Source organism: Streptomyces sp. NBC_01546 (genome assembly GCF_045208355.1).
Taxonomy (GTDB): domain Bacteria; phylum Actinomycetota; class Actinomycetes; order Streptomycetales; family Streptomycetaceae; genus Streptomyces.
In genome coordinates, this window is sequence record NZ_CP109379.1 from 627,700 (window position 1) to 642,887 (window position 15,188).

Annotated in this window: 17 protein-coding genes; 7 read left to right on the forward strand and 10 right to left on the reverse strand. The window is 71.9% G+C overall.

The window, feature by feature from the left end; all coding sequences use genetic code 11:
- Window positions 1-25: 25 nt before the first annotated feature.
- From OHA89_RS03285 to thpR, 3 genes are read left to right on the forward strand one after another with little or no spacing between them, the layout of a single operon-like run.
- Window positions 26-961, forward strand: coding sequence for an amidohydrolase family protein (locus tag OHA89_RS03285; RefSeq protein WP_406365159.1), 936 nt, complete (start codon window positions 26-28; stop codon window positions 959-961).
- Window positions 962-1,013: 52 nt separating this feature from the next.
- Window positions 1,014-1,970, forward strand: a complete 957-nt coding sequence (gene bla / locus OHA89_RS03290; protein ID WP_266612716.1) for a class A beta-lactamase — start codon at window positions 1,014-1,016, stop codon at window positions 1,968-1,970.
- Window positions 1,971-1,999: 29 nt separating this feature from the next.
- Complete coding sequence (gene thpR / locus OHA89_RS03295; RefSeq protein WP_257552706.1) at window positions 2,000-2,584, forward strand: RNA 2',3'-cyclic phosphodiesterase; 585 nt, start codon at window positions 2,000-2,002, stop codon at window positions 2,582-2,584.
- A 121-nt stretch (window positions 2,585-2,705) separates the two neighbouring features.
- On the opposite strand, the gene OHA89_RS03300 is transcribed toward thpR, so the two are convergent.
- From OHA89_RS03300 to OHA89_RS03310, 3 genes are all read right to left on the reverse strand, one after another.
- Complete coding sequence (locus OHA89_RS03300; protein ID WP_266612719.1) at window positions 2,706-3,236, reverse strand: hypothetical protein; 531 nt, start codon at window positions 3,234-3,236, stop codon at window positions 2,706-2,708.
- A 103-nt stretch (window positions 3,237-3,339) separates the two neighbouring features.
- Entirely contained in the window at window positions 3,340-4,227 is an 888-nt protein-coding gene (locus OHA89_RS03305; RefSeq protein WP_406368366.1) for an arginase family protein, read from the reverse strand.
- A 123-nt stretch (window positions 4,228-4,350) separates the two neighbouring features.
- A complete protein-coding gene (locus OHA89_RS03310) occupies window positions 4,351-4,968 on the reverse strand; it encodes a nucleoside/nucleotide kinase family protein (RefSeq protein ID WP_266612721.1) in 618 nt (205 codons plus the stop codon).
- Window positions 4,969-5,175: 207 nt separating this feature from the next.
- Here OHA89_RS03310 and OHA89_RS03315 point away from each other — a divergent pair, with 207 nt between their 5' ends.
- The gene (locus OHA89_RS03315; protein WP_406365161.1) at window positions 5,176-5,418 is read left to right on the forward strand and encodes a hypothetical protein; all 243 of its coding nucleotides are present in this window, start codon (window positions 5,176-5,178) and stop codon (window positions 5,416-5,418) included.
- Window positions 5,419-5,463: 45 nt separating this feature from the next.
- Here the strand turns inward: OHA89_RS03315 and OHA89_RS03320 are convergent, their stop codons facing one another.
- The 4 genes from OHA89_RS03320 to OHA89_RS03335 all read right to left on the reverse strand — a co-directional run bounded on the left by OHA89_RS03320 (window position 5,464) and on the right by OHA89_RS03335 (window position 10,517).
- A complete protein-coding gene (locus OHA89_RS03320; protein ID WP_406365163.1) occupies window positions 5,464-6,915 on the reverse strand; it encodes an extracellular solute-binding protein in 1,452 nt (483 codons plus the stop codon).
- Window positions 6,912-9,647 (reverse strand): VWA domain-containing protein, encoded by a 2,736-nt coding sequence (locus tag OHA89_RS03325; RefSeq protein ID WP_406365165.1) that lies wholly within the window; start codon window positions 9,645-9,647, stop codon window positions 6,912-6,914. Before OHA89_RS03325 ends, OHA89_RS03320 begins: the two co-directional genes overlap by 4 nt.
- Before the next feature lie 4 nt (window positions 9,648-9,651).
- A complete protein-coding gene (locus OHA89_RS03330) occupies window positions 9,652-9,996 on the reverse strand; it encodes a hypothetical protein (protein ID WP_215141041.1) in 345 nt (114 codons plus the stop codon).
- A gap of 113 nt (window positions 9,997-10,109) precedes the next feature.
- Window positions 10,110-10,517 carry a RidA family protein gene (locus tag OHA89_RS03335; protein WP_266612727.1) on the reverse strand — a complete coding sequence of 136 codons (408 nt, stop codon included), beginning with the start codon at window positions 10,515-10,517 and terminating at the stop codon, window positions 10,110-10,112.
- A 111-nt stretch (window positions 10,518-10,628) separates the two neighbouring features.
- Here OHA89_RS03335 and OHA89_RS03340 point away from each other — a divergent pair, with 111 nt between their 5' ends.
- Both OHA89_RS03340 and OHA89_RS03345 read left to right on the forward strand, forming a co-directional pair.
- Window positions 10,629-11,009: a helix-turn-helix domain-containing protein gene (locus OHA89_RS03340; protein WP_215141043.1), complete on the forward strand. Its 381-nt coding sequence runs from the start codon at window positions 10,629-10,631 to the stop codon at window positions 11,007-11,009.
- Between the two features lie 171 nt (window positions 11,010-11,180).
- Window positions 11,181-12,392 carry an aromatic acid exporter family protein gene (locus OHA89_RS03345; protein WP_215141044.1) on the forward strand — a complete coding sequence of 404 codons (1,212 nt, stop codon included), beginning with the start codon at window positions 11,181-11,183 and terminating at the stop codon, window positions 12,390-12,392.
- Window positions 12,393-12,433: 41 nt separating this feature from the next.
- Here OHA89_RS03345 and OHA89_RS03350 read toward each other — a convergent pair whose 3' ends face one another.
- Both OHA89_RS03350 and OHA89_RS03355 read right to left on the reverse strand, forming a co-directional pair.
- On the reverse strand, window positions 12,434-13,108 hold the full coding sequence (locus OHA89_RS03350) for a M15 family metallopeptidase (RefSeq protein WP_406365167.1): 675 nt from the start codon (window positions 13,106-13,108) through the stop codon (window positions 12,434-12,436).
- A 51-nt stretch (window positions 13,109-13,159) separates the two neighbouring features.
- Window positions 13,160-13,453 carry an acylphosphatase gene (locus tag OHA89_RS03355; RefSeq protein WP_406365169.1) on the reverse strand — a complete coding sequence of 98 codons (294 nt, stop codon included), beginning with the start codon at window positions 13,451-13,453 and terminating at the stop codon, window positions 13,160-13,162.
- A 59-nt stretch (window positions 13,454-13,512) separates the two neighbouring features.
- Between OHA89_RS03355 and OHA89_RS03360 the strand changes: the two genes are divergently transcribed.
- Complete coding sequence (locus tag OHA89_RS03360; RefSeq protein WP_266612734.1) at window positions 13,513-13,899, forward strand: VOC family protein; 387 nt, start codon at window positions 13,513-13,515, stop codon at window positions 13,897-13,899.
- A 61-nt stretch (window positions 13,900-13,960) separates the two neighbouring features.
- Here the strand turns inward: OHA89_RS03360 and OHA89_RS03365 are convergent, their stop codons facing one another.
- Window positions 13,961-14,929: a hypothetical protein gene (locus OHA89_RS03365; protein ID WP_406365170.1), complete on the reverse strand. Its 969-nt coding sequence runs from the start codon at window positions 14,927-14,929 to the stop codon at window positions 13,961-13,963.
- Window positions 14,930-15,188: the final 259 nt, after the last annotated feature.

Here is a 15,188-nt window from a genome sequence, read left to right on the forward strand (position 1 = left end):
ACACGCGACACAGTCGAAGATCGACATGCATCATCACTTCTGTGCGCCGGAGTGGCGCGAATGGGCCGCGCGGCACGGGCTCGTCAAACCCGAGAAGCTGCCTCCGTGGTCACGGCTCGACACCGAGGCCGCGGTCGGCTTCATGGACCGGGCAGGCATCTCGACGGCCGTCCTCAAGCCCATGCTCCCGGCGCGCTACCGCTCATCGGCCCAGCTGCGTGAAGCCATCAACATCACGCTCCAGTCGATGCTCGAGGTGGCGAGTTCACATCCGGGCCGGTTCTCGTTCTACGTACCGCTCTTCCTCGATGACCCCGACGCGTCGTCCTGGGCCGTACGCCGCGGGCTCGGGCAGCTCGGCGCCGTCGGCGTGAACGTGACGGCCAACTACGGTGGCGTCTACCTGGGCGATCCCACCTATGACCGGGTGTTCCACGAGTTGAACGACCTTTCCGCCGTGGTCGACACCCATCCGCACAATCTCCCGGACGGCACGCCCGGAGCGGTGACGGTTCCCGGCATTCCGAACTTCATGTGCGACTTCCTGCTGGACACGACGCGGGCCGCCGTGAACATGATCGTCCATCGGACGCTCGACCGTTTCCCGAACATCTCCGTCATCCTGCCGCACGCCGGCGGCTTCGTGCCGTACATCGCCGGGCGCCTGGAGGCACTCGGACGGTTCTGCGACCCGCCCCTGGAACCCGCCGCGGTCCGCGACCACCTGCGGCGCTTCTACTACGACACGGCCGGCCCCATGGCCGGCGCGGCGACGCTCCTCGACCATGTGCCCGCCGACCACATCCTCTTCGGCACCGACTGGCCCGCCGCCCCCGCGGACACCGTGACGAAGCTGGCGCTCCCTGCTCTGGATGAGGACCCCGCCTTCAGCTCGGAGCAACTGAGGGGGATCTACCACGACAACGCACTGCGCCTGATCCCGCAGTTGGCAAGCGTCTGACGGCCGGCGGTCGTGGAACCGGCTTGATCTTCCCTGGCGTCTCCGTGGTCACATGGCCGTACAGGGCCGTACAGCGAGAGGAGAGGCCGACGTGAAGACCGTGGGCGCCTTACCGTCCCGTCGGGCAGTACTGACTCTGAGCGTGGGGACGGCACTGGCTGCCGCGCTGCCGGGGAGCGAGGCCCATGCGGCGTCCTCGCCCGGCGGGGAGGGCCTCGTCAGACAACTGCGCGAGCTGGAGCGGGAGCACGGAGCGCGCCTCGGGGTGTTCGCGCGCGACACCGGCTCCGGCCGGACCGTTCTGTACCGCGCCGACGAGACCTTCCCCATGTGCTCGCTGTTCAAGACGCTCACGGCCGCGGCCGTGATGCGGGACCTCGACCACGACGGCGAGTACCTGGCCCGGCGCATCCACTACACGCAGAAGGACGTGACGGACGCCGGCGGCGGCTCCGTCACGCAAAAGCCCGAGAACGTGGCCGGCGGTATGACGGTGGCCGAACTGTGTTCCGCAGCCATCTCGCAGAGTGACAACGCGGCCGCCAACCTCCTGCTCCGCGAGCTCGGCGGCCCCACCTCGACAACCCGCTTCTGCCGATCGCTGGGGGACCGTACGACCCGGCTCGACCGGTGGGAGCCCGAGCTGAACTCGGCCGAGCCCTGGCGCGTGACCGACACCAGCAGCCCCCGCGCCATCGGGCGGACGTACGCGCGGCTCACTCTCGGCGACGCGCTGACCCCGCGGCACCGGAAGCTCCTCACGGGATGGCTGCTGGCCACGACCACGAGCGGCGACCGGTTCCGGGCCGGCCTTCCTTCGGACTGGGCCATCGCGGACAAGACCGGCACCGGGTCGTACGGGACCACCAACGACGCGGGCATCGCCTGGCCGCCCGGACGGCCGCCCGTCGTGCTGGCCGTCCTCAGCACCAAGCCCGACGCGGCCGCGCCGCGTGACGACGCCCTGGTTGCGAGGACCGCCGCCCTGCTCGCGGCCGCGCTCGACTGAACCATGCGCGGCACTGTACGAAGTCCTATGTGAACGAACAGATTCAGGCCGAGACCGTTCGGATATTCGTCGCTCTCGCTCCGCCCGACGATGCGAAGGAGGAGCTGGCGCGGGAGCTGGGCTCCGCCTACGACGCGTACCCGCGCATGCGGTGGAACCGCATCGAGGACTGGCACATCACCTTGGCGTTCCTCGGAGAGCTCCCCGTCGCGACCGTTCCGCTCCTGCGGCCGCCGCTCTCGGCCCTCGCGGCGGCGCGTCGGCCCGTACAACTGGCGCTGCGCGGCGGCGGCCACTTCGACGAGCGGGTGCTGTGGAGCGGGATCGACGGGGACCTCGAAGGGTTGCACCGGCTCGCCACCGAGGTGCGCGCCGTGGTCAAGGAGTGCGGTATCGCTTTTGAGGAACGGCCGTTGCGCCCCCATCTGACGCTGGCCCGATCCCGCCGGGGCGACCCCTCCAGCGTGATCGAGGCCGCCGCCGGACTCACCGCGTTCAACGGCCGCCGGTGGCAGGCCGAACGCCTGCACCTGGTCGGCAGCAACTTCAGCCGTGGCCCGGGACCGATCCGCTACCGCGACATCGAGGCCTGGAGCTTCGGCGGCGGGTGCTGAAAGCCCCCGCGCGGGAACGGGACGGGAACGGGACGGGAAAGGCCTCGCCGGTGTCACACCGACGAGGCCTCGATCCCGCTGAACGCGTCGACTGGGGCCGGGCCTCAGTCGACGCGGTGTGTCAGACGGAGCTCTTCGCCGCGGTGGAGACGACGCATTCCTTGTACTCGCTGCCGTCGCCCTTGCCGGTGTACGGCGTCGTGGCCTCGGTCTGCCGGGAGGCACCCGCCTTGACGGTGAGTCCGGTCACCTTGGCCTGGGCGAGGTTCGCGCTGGAGGTGGTGTCCCCCTGGAACTTCATGGTGATGTTGTAGGTGTAGTCCAGCGAACCGCTGTTGGTGACGGTGATCCTGGCGACCAGGTTCTTGCGGGCGTCGTCCAGCTTGCAGCTGTCGATCTTGATGTCGCGCTCGGCCTTGTTGTTGCTGCTGGAACCGCCGGGCACCGACCCACCGCTCGAACTGCCGCTGGTGCTGCTGCTCGAGCTGTCGCTGTCGTGGTTACCGCCGGTGGTACCCCCGCTGGAGCTGCTGGAGCTCGAGCCGGAATGGCTGCTGCCGCCGCAGCTGGCGCCGTGGGAGCCACGGGCTCCGGTGAGTGCGACGACCGCGATACCGAAGATGGCAACCGCGCGGACATGGCGAAGCTTCACGTTCAACCCCGTTGAAATATCAGTAACTGTGACCACCCGCCTTGACGGGCACACGTCACCCTAACAGCGTGCGCAGACAGTCGGTGATCGGCTGGATCCCGGCTCAGCTCGTGCCGTCGGTCCGTGCCGACAGCCCTCGGCGCAGGCATGCGGTGAGGCGCGCCCCGATGGTCCCGCCGGGGTCGAGGCGGGGGTTGAAAATCGTGACGTCGAGGCCGACGGCCCGTCGGTCGGCCAGTGCCGTGCACAGCACGCTCTCCAGCTCCGACCAGGTCAGCCCTCCGGGAAGGCGGTAGTCGACGGCGGGCATGACCGCGTCGTCCAGGACGTCGACGTCGAGATGGACCCAGTGGCCGGCGCTTTCGCCCTGCGTGAGCCGGCCGATCGCCCCACCCGCGGCGGTGGCGGCGCCGACCGCGCGCACAGCGTCCAAGTCGATCGCGTGGAGGCGTGGCGGCAGCGGTTGCATCCCGGCCTCGTGGGACTCGGCGGAGTCGCGGAAGCCGAAGGCGACGACGTCCTCGTCGCGGAGCAGGGGCCCGCGGCCTTCGAGGTCGGTGAGCAGCCGGGGTCCGCGGCCCGTGGCCAGGGCGAGTTCCATCGAGGCCGCCTCGCCGGCCGGCTCTGCCGAGGGCTGGTAGAAGTCGGTGTGGCCGTCGAGGAACAGCAGGCCGTAGCGGCCGCGGCGGCGCAGGGCGAGGAGGTTGCCGAGCAGGATGGTGCAGTCTCCGCCGAGGACCACGGGAAAGCGGCCGTCGTCGAGAACGGCGCCGACCGCGTCGGCCAGCCGGACGGAGTACCGCGCGATGCCGGCGGGGTTGAGGATCCCGGTGTCAGGGTCCCGCCGGGGGTCGTACGCCGGTGCCTCGACCTTGCCCGCGTGCAGCGCCCCGGGATGGTCCAGCAGACCGGCGTCGAGCAGAGCCGCCGGCAGGTCCTGGACGCCGGACGGGCGCAGTCCGAGTACGGACGGTGCTTCGATGATCGCCATCTCGTGCACGTCTCAGCCCCTTCGCCGCCCGGTCGAGGACCGCACCCACAGACTCATGATCCCGCACCACCGACACCTCTGCCGAGCCGGAGGCCGCGGGTCGGGGCGGTCGCGGGCGGGGGGTCAGCCGGTGCCGAGCACCAGGTCGGCGCGGTGGCGGCCCGGGGCGATGAGGCGGGCGTTCGGCTCGTCCGAGCGGGCCACCCACTCGCGTGCGTACGCCGGGTCCTTTCCGTGGCGTACGTGCCGGTCGACCAGGCGCCGGACCCGCAGGTCCTCGTCCGGGGCGAGGTACCAGACCTCGTCCAGCAACGGCCGTACCGACGCCCACTCCCCCGCGTCGTGCAGCAGGTAGTTCCCCTCGGTGATCACCAGCGGTATGCACGGGGTGACGGGGATGCTGCCCGCGATCGGCTCCTCGAGCGAGCGGTCGAAGGCGGGCGCGTACACCGTGGCCCCGTCGGCTCCGCGCAGGCGGCGCAGCAGGGAGACGTACCCGGCCACGTCGAAGGTGTCCGGGGCTCCCTTGCGGTCGGCCAGCCCCGTCCGGGCCAGCTCGGCCTGGGCGAGGTGGAACCCGTCCATCGGGACCACCACGGCCGTCTCCGGCCCGAGCGCTTCGGCGAGCCGGGCGGCCAGCGTCGACTTCCCGGCCCCGGGCGGTCCGGCGATGCCGAGGATCCGCCGGCTGCCCCGGGTGGCCAGCGTGGCCGCCCGCCCTGCCAATTCCGTCGTCTGCACCTGCGTATCCTGCCCGAGCAACACGCCCCGCGTCTTCCCACTCCGACGCCCCGGCCCACACCCCACGAACGACGCCGATTCACCCTCGACGCACGTGGCTTGACCCTTACGTCAGCCCATTACACGTTCGAGTTAGTTCGTGCCGGTTTGGCCCACAGGTCTGGGACGCTGCCATGCGAGCGGACCACCGCGCGCAATCCGGACCAGATGGACGTCTTCGCCATCGACTCCGACGGCCGGGCCCAGAGCGCCTGGTGGCACGGGGAATGGCACGACTGGTTCCCCATCGGCACCCGCACCTTCCCGCCGGGTGCGCCGATCGCCGTGCAGAGCCGTAACGACGACCAGATGGACCTGTTCATCGTCGGTGGGGACGGCAAGGTCTACAGCAGCTGGTGGAACGGCGAATGGCACGAGTGGTTCCAGGTCGGCAGCCGCGTCATCGGGTAGCCGGGCGGTGACCGGGCGAGGGCGCCGCGCGGGGCGGCGCCCTCGTCAGGTGTGGGGCAGGGCGGTCTTCAGCTTCGCGTGCAGGGCATTGGCCAGTTCCCCGTCCGATGGTGGTTTGTCGGCGTAGAGGCGGCGCAGTTCGGTGGTGAAGGTCTGGGTGAAGGCGCCGTACAGGGGGGTGCGCGGGCGCTGGACGGCGTTCTGCAGTGTGGGCAGCAGGGTGTCGCGCGCGTACTTCGGGCGGCCGTGTTCGTCCCGCGGCATGCGGTCGGTGCTCTCGGCGGAGGGGGTGGACGGGGTGGCCGGGCCGGGGGGCTTCGCCGCGCGGCACGTCAGGCCGTTGTCGTTGTACGCGGACAGCCTGGTCGCCGCGAACCCCGCGTCGAGCAGGCAGCGTTCGCTCTCGTGGTTGGTGAGGAACCTGATCAGTTCCTGGGCCGCCGGGCCGCGCTTCGATGCCGTGGTCACGGCCAGGTTCTGGCCTCCCAGGACCGCTCTGCCGGGCAGCGGGGCCACCCCCAGCTGCTGGTCGGTCAGGGACTGGTGCAGGGTGCGGTAGGCGTACGGCCAGTGGCGCAGGAAGGCGGTTCGGCCGTCGGCGAAGTCGCCGAGGGATTCGGCCTCGTCGGAGCGGCCGGCATCACCCAGGGTGTACGGGGCCTGGGTGCGGTCGCGCAGCTCCTTCAGCCCCGCTTCCAGGTCCTGCACGGAGCCGGTGTACCGGCCGGCGTCGTCGGTGAGGCGGAGTCCGTCGACGGCGGAGGCGAGTGCCTCGATGCCGTTGACCGTGAGGCCCTCGTACGGCGCGAGCTGGGTGGTCCACCCCTTCTCGTAGCCGTCCACCGCGCTGCGGCCGGTGTCCCCCACGGTGCCGATGAGCTTCTGGACCGTGGACCACTCGGTGCCGTTGCCGAGTTCGGTGTCCGTGACGCCCGCCTTCTTCAGGTAGTCGCGGCGGTAGAAGAGCAGCCCGACATCGCTGTTGAAGGGGACGGCGTACAGCTTCCCGTCCCAGCCGGCCGTGGCGGCGACGGAGGGGATGACGTCGGCGTCCACCAGATCGTCGGGGAGCCGCCGGACCAGGCCCGCGTCCGCGAACTCGGGCACCCACGTCACGTCGAGGTTGACCACGTCGTACTCCGCGCTGCCGGACTGGAGCGCGCCCAGCAGCTGGCTGCGCTGCTGGTCCGCCGAGCCGGGCAGCTCGACCAGGCGGGCCCGGGAGCTGGAGCCCTTGTCCTCCTGCTGCCGGTTCCACTGCTCGATCAGCTTCTGCCGGATGCCGCCCTTGCCCGTGACGTCACGTCCGCTGGCCACCACGATGTCGCCCTCCACGGCACCGGCACCGGCACCGGCACCGGCCTGCTGGCCGGTGGCCTCGGACCCGCTGTCGCCGCTCCCGCTGCACGCTCCCAGTGTGAGGACCGCGACGAGGGCCGCGATGAGGGCTCGTGGGCGCCGGCCGGACGCAGGGCGCCGTCTGCTGCCGGGCCTCATCCTTCGCCTCCTGTTCCCGCTCGGGCGACCTCGTTGCGCAGGCCGGCCACCAGATCGGTCCTGGTGTCCAGGCAGCGCCCGCCGCTCGCCTCGGAGATGACGGCGTCCGGCTTGCCCTTGTCGCATCCGCCGCTGTCCAGGGATGCCATGACCACCGGAACCTTCCTGTCCCGCGCGAACGCGTGCAAGGCTTCCAGCCGTCCGCCCTCGGTCAGCCGGTTGTTGTCCTCGTCGTCGGTGATGTAGACGATCAACTGCGGACGGTCGTCGTCGGCGCCGCGCCGGCTCATGTCGTCCAGGGCCGCGACCAGGGCCCGGTACGGATCCGCCTCCACGTCTTTGACCTGGGCCCGCTGGTCGATGGCGCGCTCGGCTTCCTCGCGCCGGTACCGGCCGAAGGGCAGCAGCTCCTGGTGCGCGAGCGGGGCGCCGGGCGCGGCCGCGACGGCCCAGACGCCGTACTCGTCCTGCTCCCCCAGGCCGCCGAGCGACTGCTTGAGGATGCCGGGCGCACCGCCGGGCCCCTCCCACAGGTCGCCCATCGAGCCGGAACTGTCGAGCAGGAACAGCACCCGTCCGGGCCCGTTGGCCTCCCGGTACTCCTTCAGCGCCGCGGCCATCGCGGCCTGGCGGGCGGGGCCGGCGAGGGTACCGAGGCTGCCGAGGGCGCCGAACTCGCTGAAGGTGAGGTCGGGGGCGAGGGGCCGGTGTTCCCCTGCGGCGCTGCGGAAGCCGTCCTTGCCGAACTCGACGAGCCCGCCCCGGATCTCCTCCCCCGCCTTCCCCTTGCCGCCCGCCGCCGTGCCCTGACCCTTACCGGTCAGCCAGGCGCGGAACCGCTCGACCGCGTCCTGCCGCGCGGCCTTGTCGCGGCCGGCCTCCTGCCAGCGCACCTGTACGAACGTCGGGTCCAGGCCCGGCGCGTCGTCGGGGTAGGCGGCCATCCGCCGGTCCCTCGTCGTGCTGTCGCAGTCCACGCCGGACTTCATCAGGAACTCCGGCACCAGGGCGGCGGTGCGGTCGTCCACGGAGTCGTCGTCGGGCAGGACGCACAGCAGGTTCCCGGCGGTCGGCGAGGGCGGTCCGGGCTGCGCGACGCGGCCCTCGGCGGTGGCCGCGTTCACTCCTCCGGCACCTCCGGCACCGTACAAGCCGATGGTTGCGACCAGGCCCGAGTCCGTGTGCTCCGGGTCCGGCCGCCGTACTTCCGCCTTCGGGTTGCGCGTGCGCAGTGCGTCGATCAGCGTCGCGAGCCCGCCGGTCCGGTCGGCGACCCCCTCGGCCGCGTGCTGCTGAGGCACGGCGAGTACGAGGGGCGAGTAGGCGAACGGAGCCGGGTCGACGATCAGTTCCGCGTAGCTGCGCTGCTCCTGGGGCGGGCGGGCCCGGGCGGCGCTCGCCGAGGTCGCGGGAATCCAGATGTCCGGCTGCGGGCCGATGTCCCGCTGCGGGTTGACCGCCTCGGCCGTGGGCCGCTGCCAGGGGTCGGACTGGTCGTGGAACGCGGCGACGACATCCGCGGCGCCGGCGCTGTACACGGTGATGCCACTGCGCCGACAGCCGTCACCGGTCCGGTTCGCGTCCGACACCAGGTACACCTCCGTCGCCTTGCGTACGGTGGACTCGATGTCGGGGTCGGTGAGCAGCCGGAGTTCGAGCGGAGGTTTGCAGGGGAGCCCGTCGCCGAGGAGGTCCCCGGCGAGGAGGAACCCTGCGGGGACGAGACCCGCGAGCACGGTGAGCACCCCGGCGGTGACCGCGACCGCGCGGGCCCTGCCGGTCAGGCGTCGACGGCCGGTCCGGCGCGGACGGCGCCTGCCGGGAAACGGCCACAGCGACCGGCGGTTCCGCGAGGGCATGTCTGTCACGGCGGTCACGGGTGTCACGGGGTCCTCGCCGTGGAGCTCGTGGCCGCCGGTCCGGGGATCCGCCGCGCTCGCGCCGTCGGCGGGGCCCGCCGCGAGCAGCACGTCCGTGCCCGAGGCGGCGGGGCGGCTCTGCGGCTCCCACGGCTCGGGGGGCTCGCGCAGCGTCTCGTGATGCACGGACATGTACGCCTGTAACCGCTCCGCCAGCTCCCTGAAGCCCACGGGAGCCGCGGGAGCCACGGCAGTGCCGTGCCCGTCGGCCCGCAGGAGGCGTATCAGCTCCCCGGTGAACGGTGTCGGGGTGGCGTCGTCCCCTGCGTCGATCCGATTGTTGGCCTGCACGCTCATCAAGAGCGAGATGCGATGGCGCTGGGAGGTGTCGAGCGCGTCCCAGGCCGCCGAAGCGTTGCCCGCGTAGCAGCAGTCGAGCACGACCACCACGTGCTCCGCCCTGGTGCGGGTCAGCACGGTCAGGACGCTCTTCCAGGGAACGGCACCCCGGAACACCGACTCCGTACCCGCCACGATCGTTGCCGCGCGCATCAGCAGCCACAGTTCGTCACCGGTGCTGGGGACGGCGCCGTGCCCGGAGAAGTAGAGCAGGAGCAGGCCCTCGGCCTCGTCGACGGCGTCGTCCAGGCGACGGTCGAACGCGTCCACGTTGCGCGGCCGGAAGACCCCGATCTCGTCCTCGCCGAACACCCCGCCCGCGCGCAGCGCAGCCTCGAGGCCGACGAGGTTGTGCTCGACCGCCGCAAGGTCGCCGGGCACGCCGAAGGGATGGCCGGGCTGCGTGAACTCGTACGCGGGCACGCCGACGAGCAGCGCCCGGTTCACCCTCCCGCGCGGGTCGAATCGCGCCACCGGGCTACCTCGCGTCGCCGTCCGGTACGACCTCGACCTCCGGGGGTTCGCCCCGCTCCACGGAGCGGCGGTTCTCCCGCCACGCCCGTACCCCGCTCTTCGCCTGCTCGTACACCTCGTCGAAGATCTTGGGACCCGCGATGCCGACCAGGACCAGCAAGATCTCCAGCCCGGCCCCCATCGGACTTTCGGCGTGCTCTTCGGCCCCGGCACGTTCCCTGATCTCCAGGTCGCCGCTGCTCCTGAGCGCCTCCAGCTTGTGCTCTCGTTCGAGCCACGCCTTCAGGGCTCCGACATCGCTCGCGCTCGCACCCTGTCCCAGGCGTATGCGGACAGCCCTGTTCGCCAAACCCTCCCCCTCGTTCATAACTCAGCATCATGGCATGTGACTTGGGGGCGTGGGGAGACATCGGTCCGGCCCAGGTCCACGCCCGCGCGCGCCTGGGCCCCGACGACTCCCGTTCAGTCGATGACGGCGACGGCTTCGATCTCGACCATGTGGTCGGGTACGTCCAGTGCCGCGATGCCCAGCAGCGAGGCAGGCGGTGTCGCGGTGACCCCCAGCTTGGCGGCGGCCCGGCCGAGCCCCTCCATGAGCACGGGCATCCGGTCGGGGGTCCAGTCGACGACGTAGACGGTCAGTTTCGCGACGTCGTCGAAGGAAGCGCCGGCCTCGGCCAGGGCGGTGCCGACGTTGACGTAGCACTGCTCGACCTGAGCGGCGAGGTCGCCTTCGCCGACCGTGACACCGTCGGCGTCCCAGGACACCTGCCCGGCGATGAAGACCAGCTTCGACCCGGTCGCGATCGACACGTGCCGGTAGGCGTCGACTTCCGGCAATCCGGTGGGGTTCACGAGGGTGATGGCCATGCTGCGTGCCTCCGTTGCCATGAGATAGCCGCTCTCTTGCGGTTACTCAGGAACCGTAGGAGAGTGGCCGCTGACATGGAAGAACGCACTTTTCGGTGACTGGGGAACCTGATGGGAACCAAGCAGCTCAGCGGCTCGCCCGAGGACGCGGACCTGAGGCGTGCGGACTCTCTGGCGCGGGAGATCTTCTCGGACGTCGCCAACAAATGGGCGCTCCTGATCATCGAGGCTCTCGGGGAGCGCACCCTGCGCTTCAGCGAGCTGCGGAACGAGATCGAGGGCATCAGCCACAAGATGCTCACCCAGAACCTGCGCATGCTGGAGCGCAACGGCCTGGTCGAACGGAAGGTCCACCCGGTCGTACCGCCACGGGTCGAATACACCCTCACCGAGCCGGGCCAGGCCCTGCGGGCGACGATCGACGGACTGTGCGACTGGACCCACCTGTACCTCGGTCACATCGAGGCCTCCCGCCACCGCTTCGACGCCTGACGCCCGGGGTCAGCTCACCGGCTGGGGCGCCCCCGTGAGCCGCGGGTCGGAGAAGAACTCGCCGGGTGTGGTGAGGCCCGCGTGCGCTCACACGTGTGCTTCACCGCCGCCGGGGTGTCGAATACCGCCCGCACCGCGTCACCCGGCTCCGCCAGGGGAATGCGCGCAGGTATGCCGGAAATGATCAGCGGCCTCGCCGCCCGAATCGCTCACCGCCGCCGCGAGCCGGTCGCCGTCCAAGCCCTGCGGTCCACCGCGGCGGCCGTCATCAGTTATGTCGTCGCGCTCCGCCTCAGCAGTGAGCCGAGCCCGCTGACCGCACCGCTGACCGCCCTGCTCGTCGTCCAGGTCACCCTCTACTCCACGCTGACCACCGCCATCCGGAGGGTGAACTCCGTCGTCGTAGGCGTCCTGATCGCGATCGGCTTCAGCGTGCTGGTGGGCCTGACCTGGTGGAGCCTCGGGCTGCTCATCCTGGCCTCCCTGGTGGTGGGCCACCTGGTCCGGGTCGACGAGTTCGTCCCCGAGGTCGCGATCAGCGCAATGCTCGTCCTCGGTGTCACCCAGGTCGCGGACACCGCCTGGGACCGGGTGCTGGAGACGCTGATCGGCGCGGCGGTCGGGATGCTGGTCAACCTGCTCGTCGCGCCGCCCCTCTGGGTCGGCCCGGCAGGTGCCGCGATCACCGACCTCGCCGCGCGCATGAGCCGGCTGCTGAACCACCTCGGCGAGGAATCCCTCGGGACCGTCAAGGTGGAGCAGGCCGCGGCCCGGCTGCACGAGGCACGCCGGCTCGACAACGACGTCGCGCAGGTCGACGCGGCCCTCCGGCAGGCCGAGGACAGCCTCCGCCTCAATCCGCGGGTCAAGGAGGGCCTGCTCTTCCGGCTGGTGCTCCGGACGGGCCTGGACACCCTGGAGATCTGTGCGGTGGTGCTCCGCGTGGCCTGCCGGACGCTGACCGACCTGGCCAAGGCCCGCCCCGACCGTCCGCTCCTCACGACCGAGACCACGATCGCGCTGCGGCAGGTCCTCAGGCACACGGCCGTCGCCGTGGAGAGCTTCGCCCAGCTGATCACCGCGCAGGTCAGCGCCAACGCGGAAGAGGCCGAGGCCCGCCTGACGGGAGAGCTGGCCGTGGCCCGGGCGAACCGCGACCGGCTCGCCGACCTGCTGCTCGCCGACATCGGCGAGGACCCGGCCCAGTGGCAGTTGCACGGCGCACTGCTCGCGGAGATCGACCGGGTCCTCGACGAACTGGGCGTGGACAAACGCTCCCAGCGCCTGCTGGAGGAGCTCGACCACCACACCCGGAGCCGGCGCAGCGGCGGCCTGCGTGGGCGCCTGCGCCGACGCCGCGACCGGGGTGTGCCGTCGGAGTGAGACGGGGTCAGGGGGCCCGGCGGCTACCCGCACAAATCCGTTCAGCCGCCGGTCGCCGAGAAGTGCTGGTAGTCGGGGTTGGACCAGTCGCCGCCCCAGTGCCAGCCCACCTCGTCGAAGGCCCGGGTGATGACGTCTCCGGGGCGGATCATGCCCCGGACGGGGCGGTCACGACGCAGGTGCGGGCGGCCGTCGGCCGGACGGGGGGTGCCGCGCCGGTCCACGTACGGGTTCTCCACCGGGTTGACGTCCACGGCGTCCCCGTGGGCGTGCCGTGAGAGGCGGCCGGGATCGCCGGTGACCTGCCGGCAGTTGAAGGCGGACGTGTTGTCGTCTGCCATCGACCGGACGTCGTCACCGCCGTAGGCCGCGGTCGACCGCATGCGCCGGATGGGGAACCCCGCGTCGAACGCCTTGCCGAAGACGCGCAGGAGGGGGTTGACCGCCCGCTCGTGGACGACCAGTTCACCGCGGTGGACCGTGCCGTCGAAGCCCCAGTGGTTCATCCGGATCAGCCGCAGCCGGTCGGGGCCGACCGGGCAGCCCGGCCGGTACGTGACGCCCAGCGCCGCGGCCGACACCCTCACCACCTCGGCGGCGAGCTCGGGGTGGTTCCGGACACGGGCCTTTGGCGGGGTCGAGGGGGCGGCCGTGCAGGCGAGGGTGGCGGTGCACAGCACGAGGACCGCCGCGGCGGCAGTGGAGGCAAGGCGCACCACATCACGGTATGGCCCGCCGCGCCACGCCGCACCACGCGCGGACCGGGCTCAGCCCGCGTCCCGGGGACCGGGCCGTACCTCGAAGCCGCGCAGCTCCTCCGGCGCGGCCGTCTCCTCGCGGACCTCGACGGCGCGCACCTCGGCCGCCGGCGGCCCCGTACGCGCCCACCGCACCATCGCCGCGACGGCGCCCTCGCCCCCTTCGAACAGCGCCTCGACATCACCGTCGGGCAGGTTCCGCACCCAGCCCGAAACCCCCTGTGCGAGCGCCTCACGGCGGCAGGTGTCCCGGAAGAACACGCCTTGCACGGTCCCCGACACGATCACGCGCTTGCGTACCATGCTCCGACGATAAGGCCGTGTCGGCTCCGGCGGGACGCCGCGTACGCCAAGGTGGTGTCATGGTGCACGTATTGGGCAGCAGGATGCTGCTGAGTCCCACTGACCCCGAGCGCTCACGCGTCTTCTACGGCGACACCCTGGGGCTCGCCGTCTACCGCGAGTTCGGCACCGGCCCCGAGCGCGGGACGGTCTACTTCCTCGGCGGCGGGTTCCTCGAGGTGTCGGGCCGCGCCGAGGCGCCGCCCGCACCCGGGCTCCGGCTGTGGCTCCAGGTCGCGGACGTGCAGGCGGCGTACGAGGATCTGCGCAGCAGGGGCGCCGAGGTGCTGCGGCCTCCCCGGCGCGAGCCCTGGGGCCTGATCGAGATGTGGATCACCGACCCCGACGGCGTGCACATCGCGATCGTGGAGGTCCCGGCGGACCACCCCCTGCGCTCTCGCCCCTGAACGGACCCGGTCCGCCGCCCGGGCGTCGGGGACCGGCCTGTCCGCAGCTGGGCAACCGGGATCAGGATCCGCAGAACGACATGGAGCGCACGTATCCGCCGAAGTTCTCGTCGTCGGTGCCCAGGAGGGCCTCGGCGGACCCGGGCAGGCACTCCACGGCCTCGGCCTTGTACTGCGGGAACGTCCCGAGCACGGTCGCAGGCGCCGCGAGGGTGACCCGTACCCGGCCCGCCTCCGACACGGTCACCCGGCCCGCATCGCTCACCGCGGAGTCGAACGGGCCGTCGTCACCCGCGTCCGCCGCCGAACTCACGATGATCCGGCCGGAGCCGGTCACCGAGATGTCGGAGATGTGCCGCGTGCCGCCGTCGGTCGGGTACACCGCCCGGAAGGCCCGGCGCGTCACGGCGCCGAACAGCGGCTGCCCCCACGAGGCGAAGGTCAGGGGCGCCGCGTACAAGGTCGCGGGACGATCCGCGCCGGCTCCGCGGTCCGCCCACAGGGCGGCGAGTTTCCCGTTCTGGGCGACGAGCGCGAGGCTCTCGAAGTCGTCGCCCTCGCCGATCGCCGGCAGTGGCGCGTACTCGACGACCGTCGCCGTGGAGCCGGTGACCTTCAGGCGGTAGACGATGCCGCGCCCGACGAGCGCCAGGTACTCCCCCGGCATCCCGGGAATGGCTTCGATGGCCTCCAGATCGACGGGTTCCGCCCCGTCCCAGGTGAGCGGCGAGAGGCCGTCGGAGCCCTCCCGGTGGGTGATCCGGGACAGGCGCGGCTGCCCGGACCGCTTGTTGTCGTGCACGGCCAGCACGTGCACTCCCGTTCCGTCTTCGGTACGGCCCTCGTACGCCAGGCCGCTGACACCGCTGCGGGCGTCGCCGCCGACCTTCTGCCAGTCCCCGTCCGCGCCTGCCGGGGCGGCTGCGAGCATCGTCAGCAGCGCGGTCGCCGCGGTGAACCAGGCCGTGCGCTGCAACATCGGGAGTTTCACCGGGCGCTCGCCTTCTCCGTCCGACAGGCGCGAGGTCACGCGCCGGGCGTCAGGTTATTGATCATGGTGAGCGCGGGCCCAGCGGCCGTTACGCCATGCGCCGGAGCGCGAAGTCGGACTCGGCGGGCACGCGCCGCACAACCGCGCGCCCCCGGAGTGGCCTATCCCCGTTCCCAGAAAGTGCAGTTGCGGCGGGTGTCCGGGGCGCCCGGGCCGAGGCTCGGGCACGGGACCGGGTCCGCCGCGGGTGCGGCAGGGCGCTCCCATCGCTGCGGCTGCGCCGGAGCGCTTCCCGGGT

Excerpts from the sequence above, each read along its gene's own strand:
- OHA89_RS03340 (WP_215141043.1), top strand. The coding sequence starts at position 10,629 with ATGGGAACCAAGCAGCTCAGCGGCTCGCCCGAGGACGCGGACCTGAGG.
- OHA89_RS03335 (WP_266612727.1), bottom strand. The coding sequence starts at position 10,517 with ATGGCCATCACCCTCGTGAACCCCACCGGATTGCCGGAAGTCGACGCC.
- OHA89_RS03285 (WP_406365159.1), top strand. The coding sequence starts at position 26 with ATGCATCATCACTTCTGTGCGCCGGAGTGGCGCGAATGGGCCGCGCGG.
- OHA89_RS03360 (WP_266612734.1), top strand. The coding sequence starts at position 13,513 with ATGGTGCACGTATTGGGCAGCAGGATGCTGCTGAGTCCCACTGACCCC.
- OHA89_RS03355 (WP_406365169.1), bottom strand. The coding sequence starts at position 13,453 with ATGGTACGCAAGCGCGTGATCGTGTCGGGGACCGTGCAAGGCGTGTTC.
- OHA89_RS03345 (WP_215141044.1), top strand. The coding sequence starts at position 11,181 with ATGCCGGAAATGATCAGCGGCCTCGCCGCCCGAATCGCTCACCGCCGC.
- bla (WP_266612716.1), top strand. The coding sequence starts at position 1,014 with ATGGCCGTACAGGGCCGTACAGCGAGAGGAGAGGCCGACGTGAAGACC.
- OHA89_RS03305 (WP_406368366.1), bottom strand. The coding sequence starts at position 4,227 with ATGGCGATCATCGAAGCACCGTCCGTACTCGGACTGCGCCCGTCCGGC.
- OHA89_RS03320 (WP_406365163.1), bottom strand. The coding sequence starts at position 6,915 with ATGAGGCCCGGCAGCAGACGGCGCCCTGCGTCCGGCCGGCGCCCACGA.
- OHA89_RS03315 (WP_406365161.1), top strand. The coding sequence starts at position 5,176 with ATGGACGTCTTCGCCATCGACTCCGACGGCCGGGCCCAGAGCGCCTGG.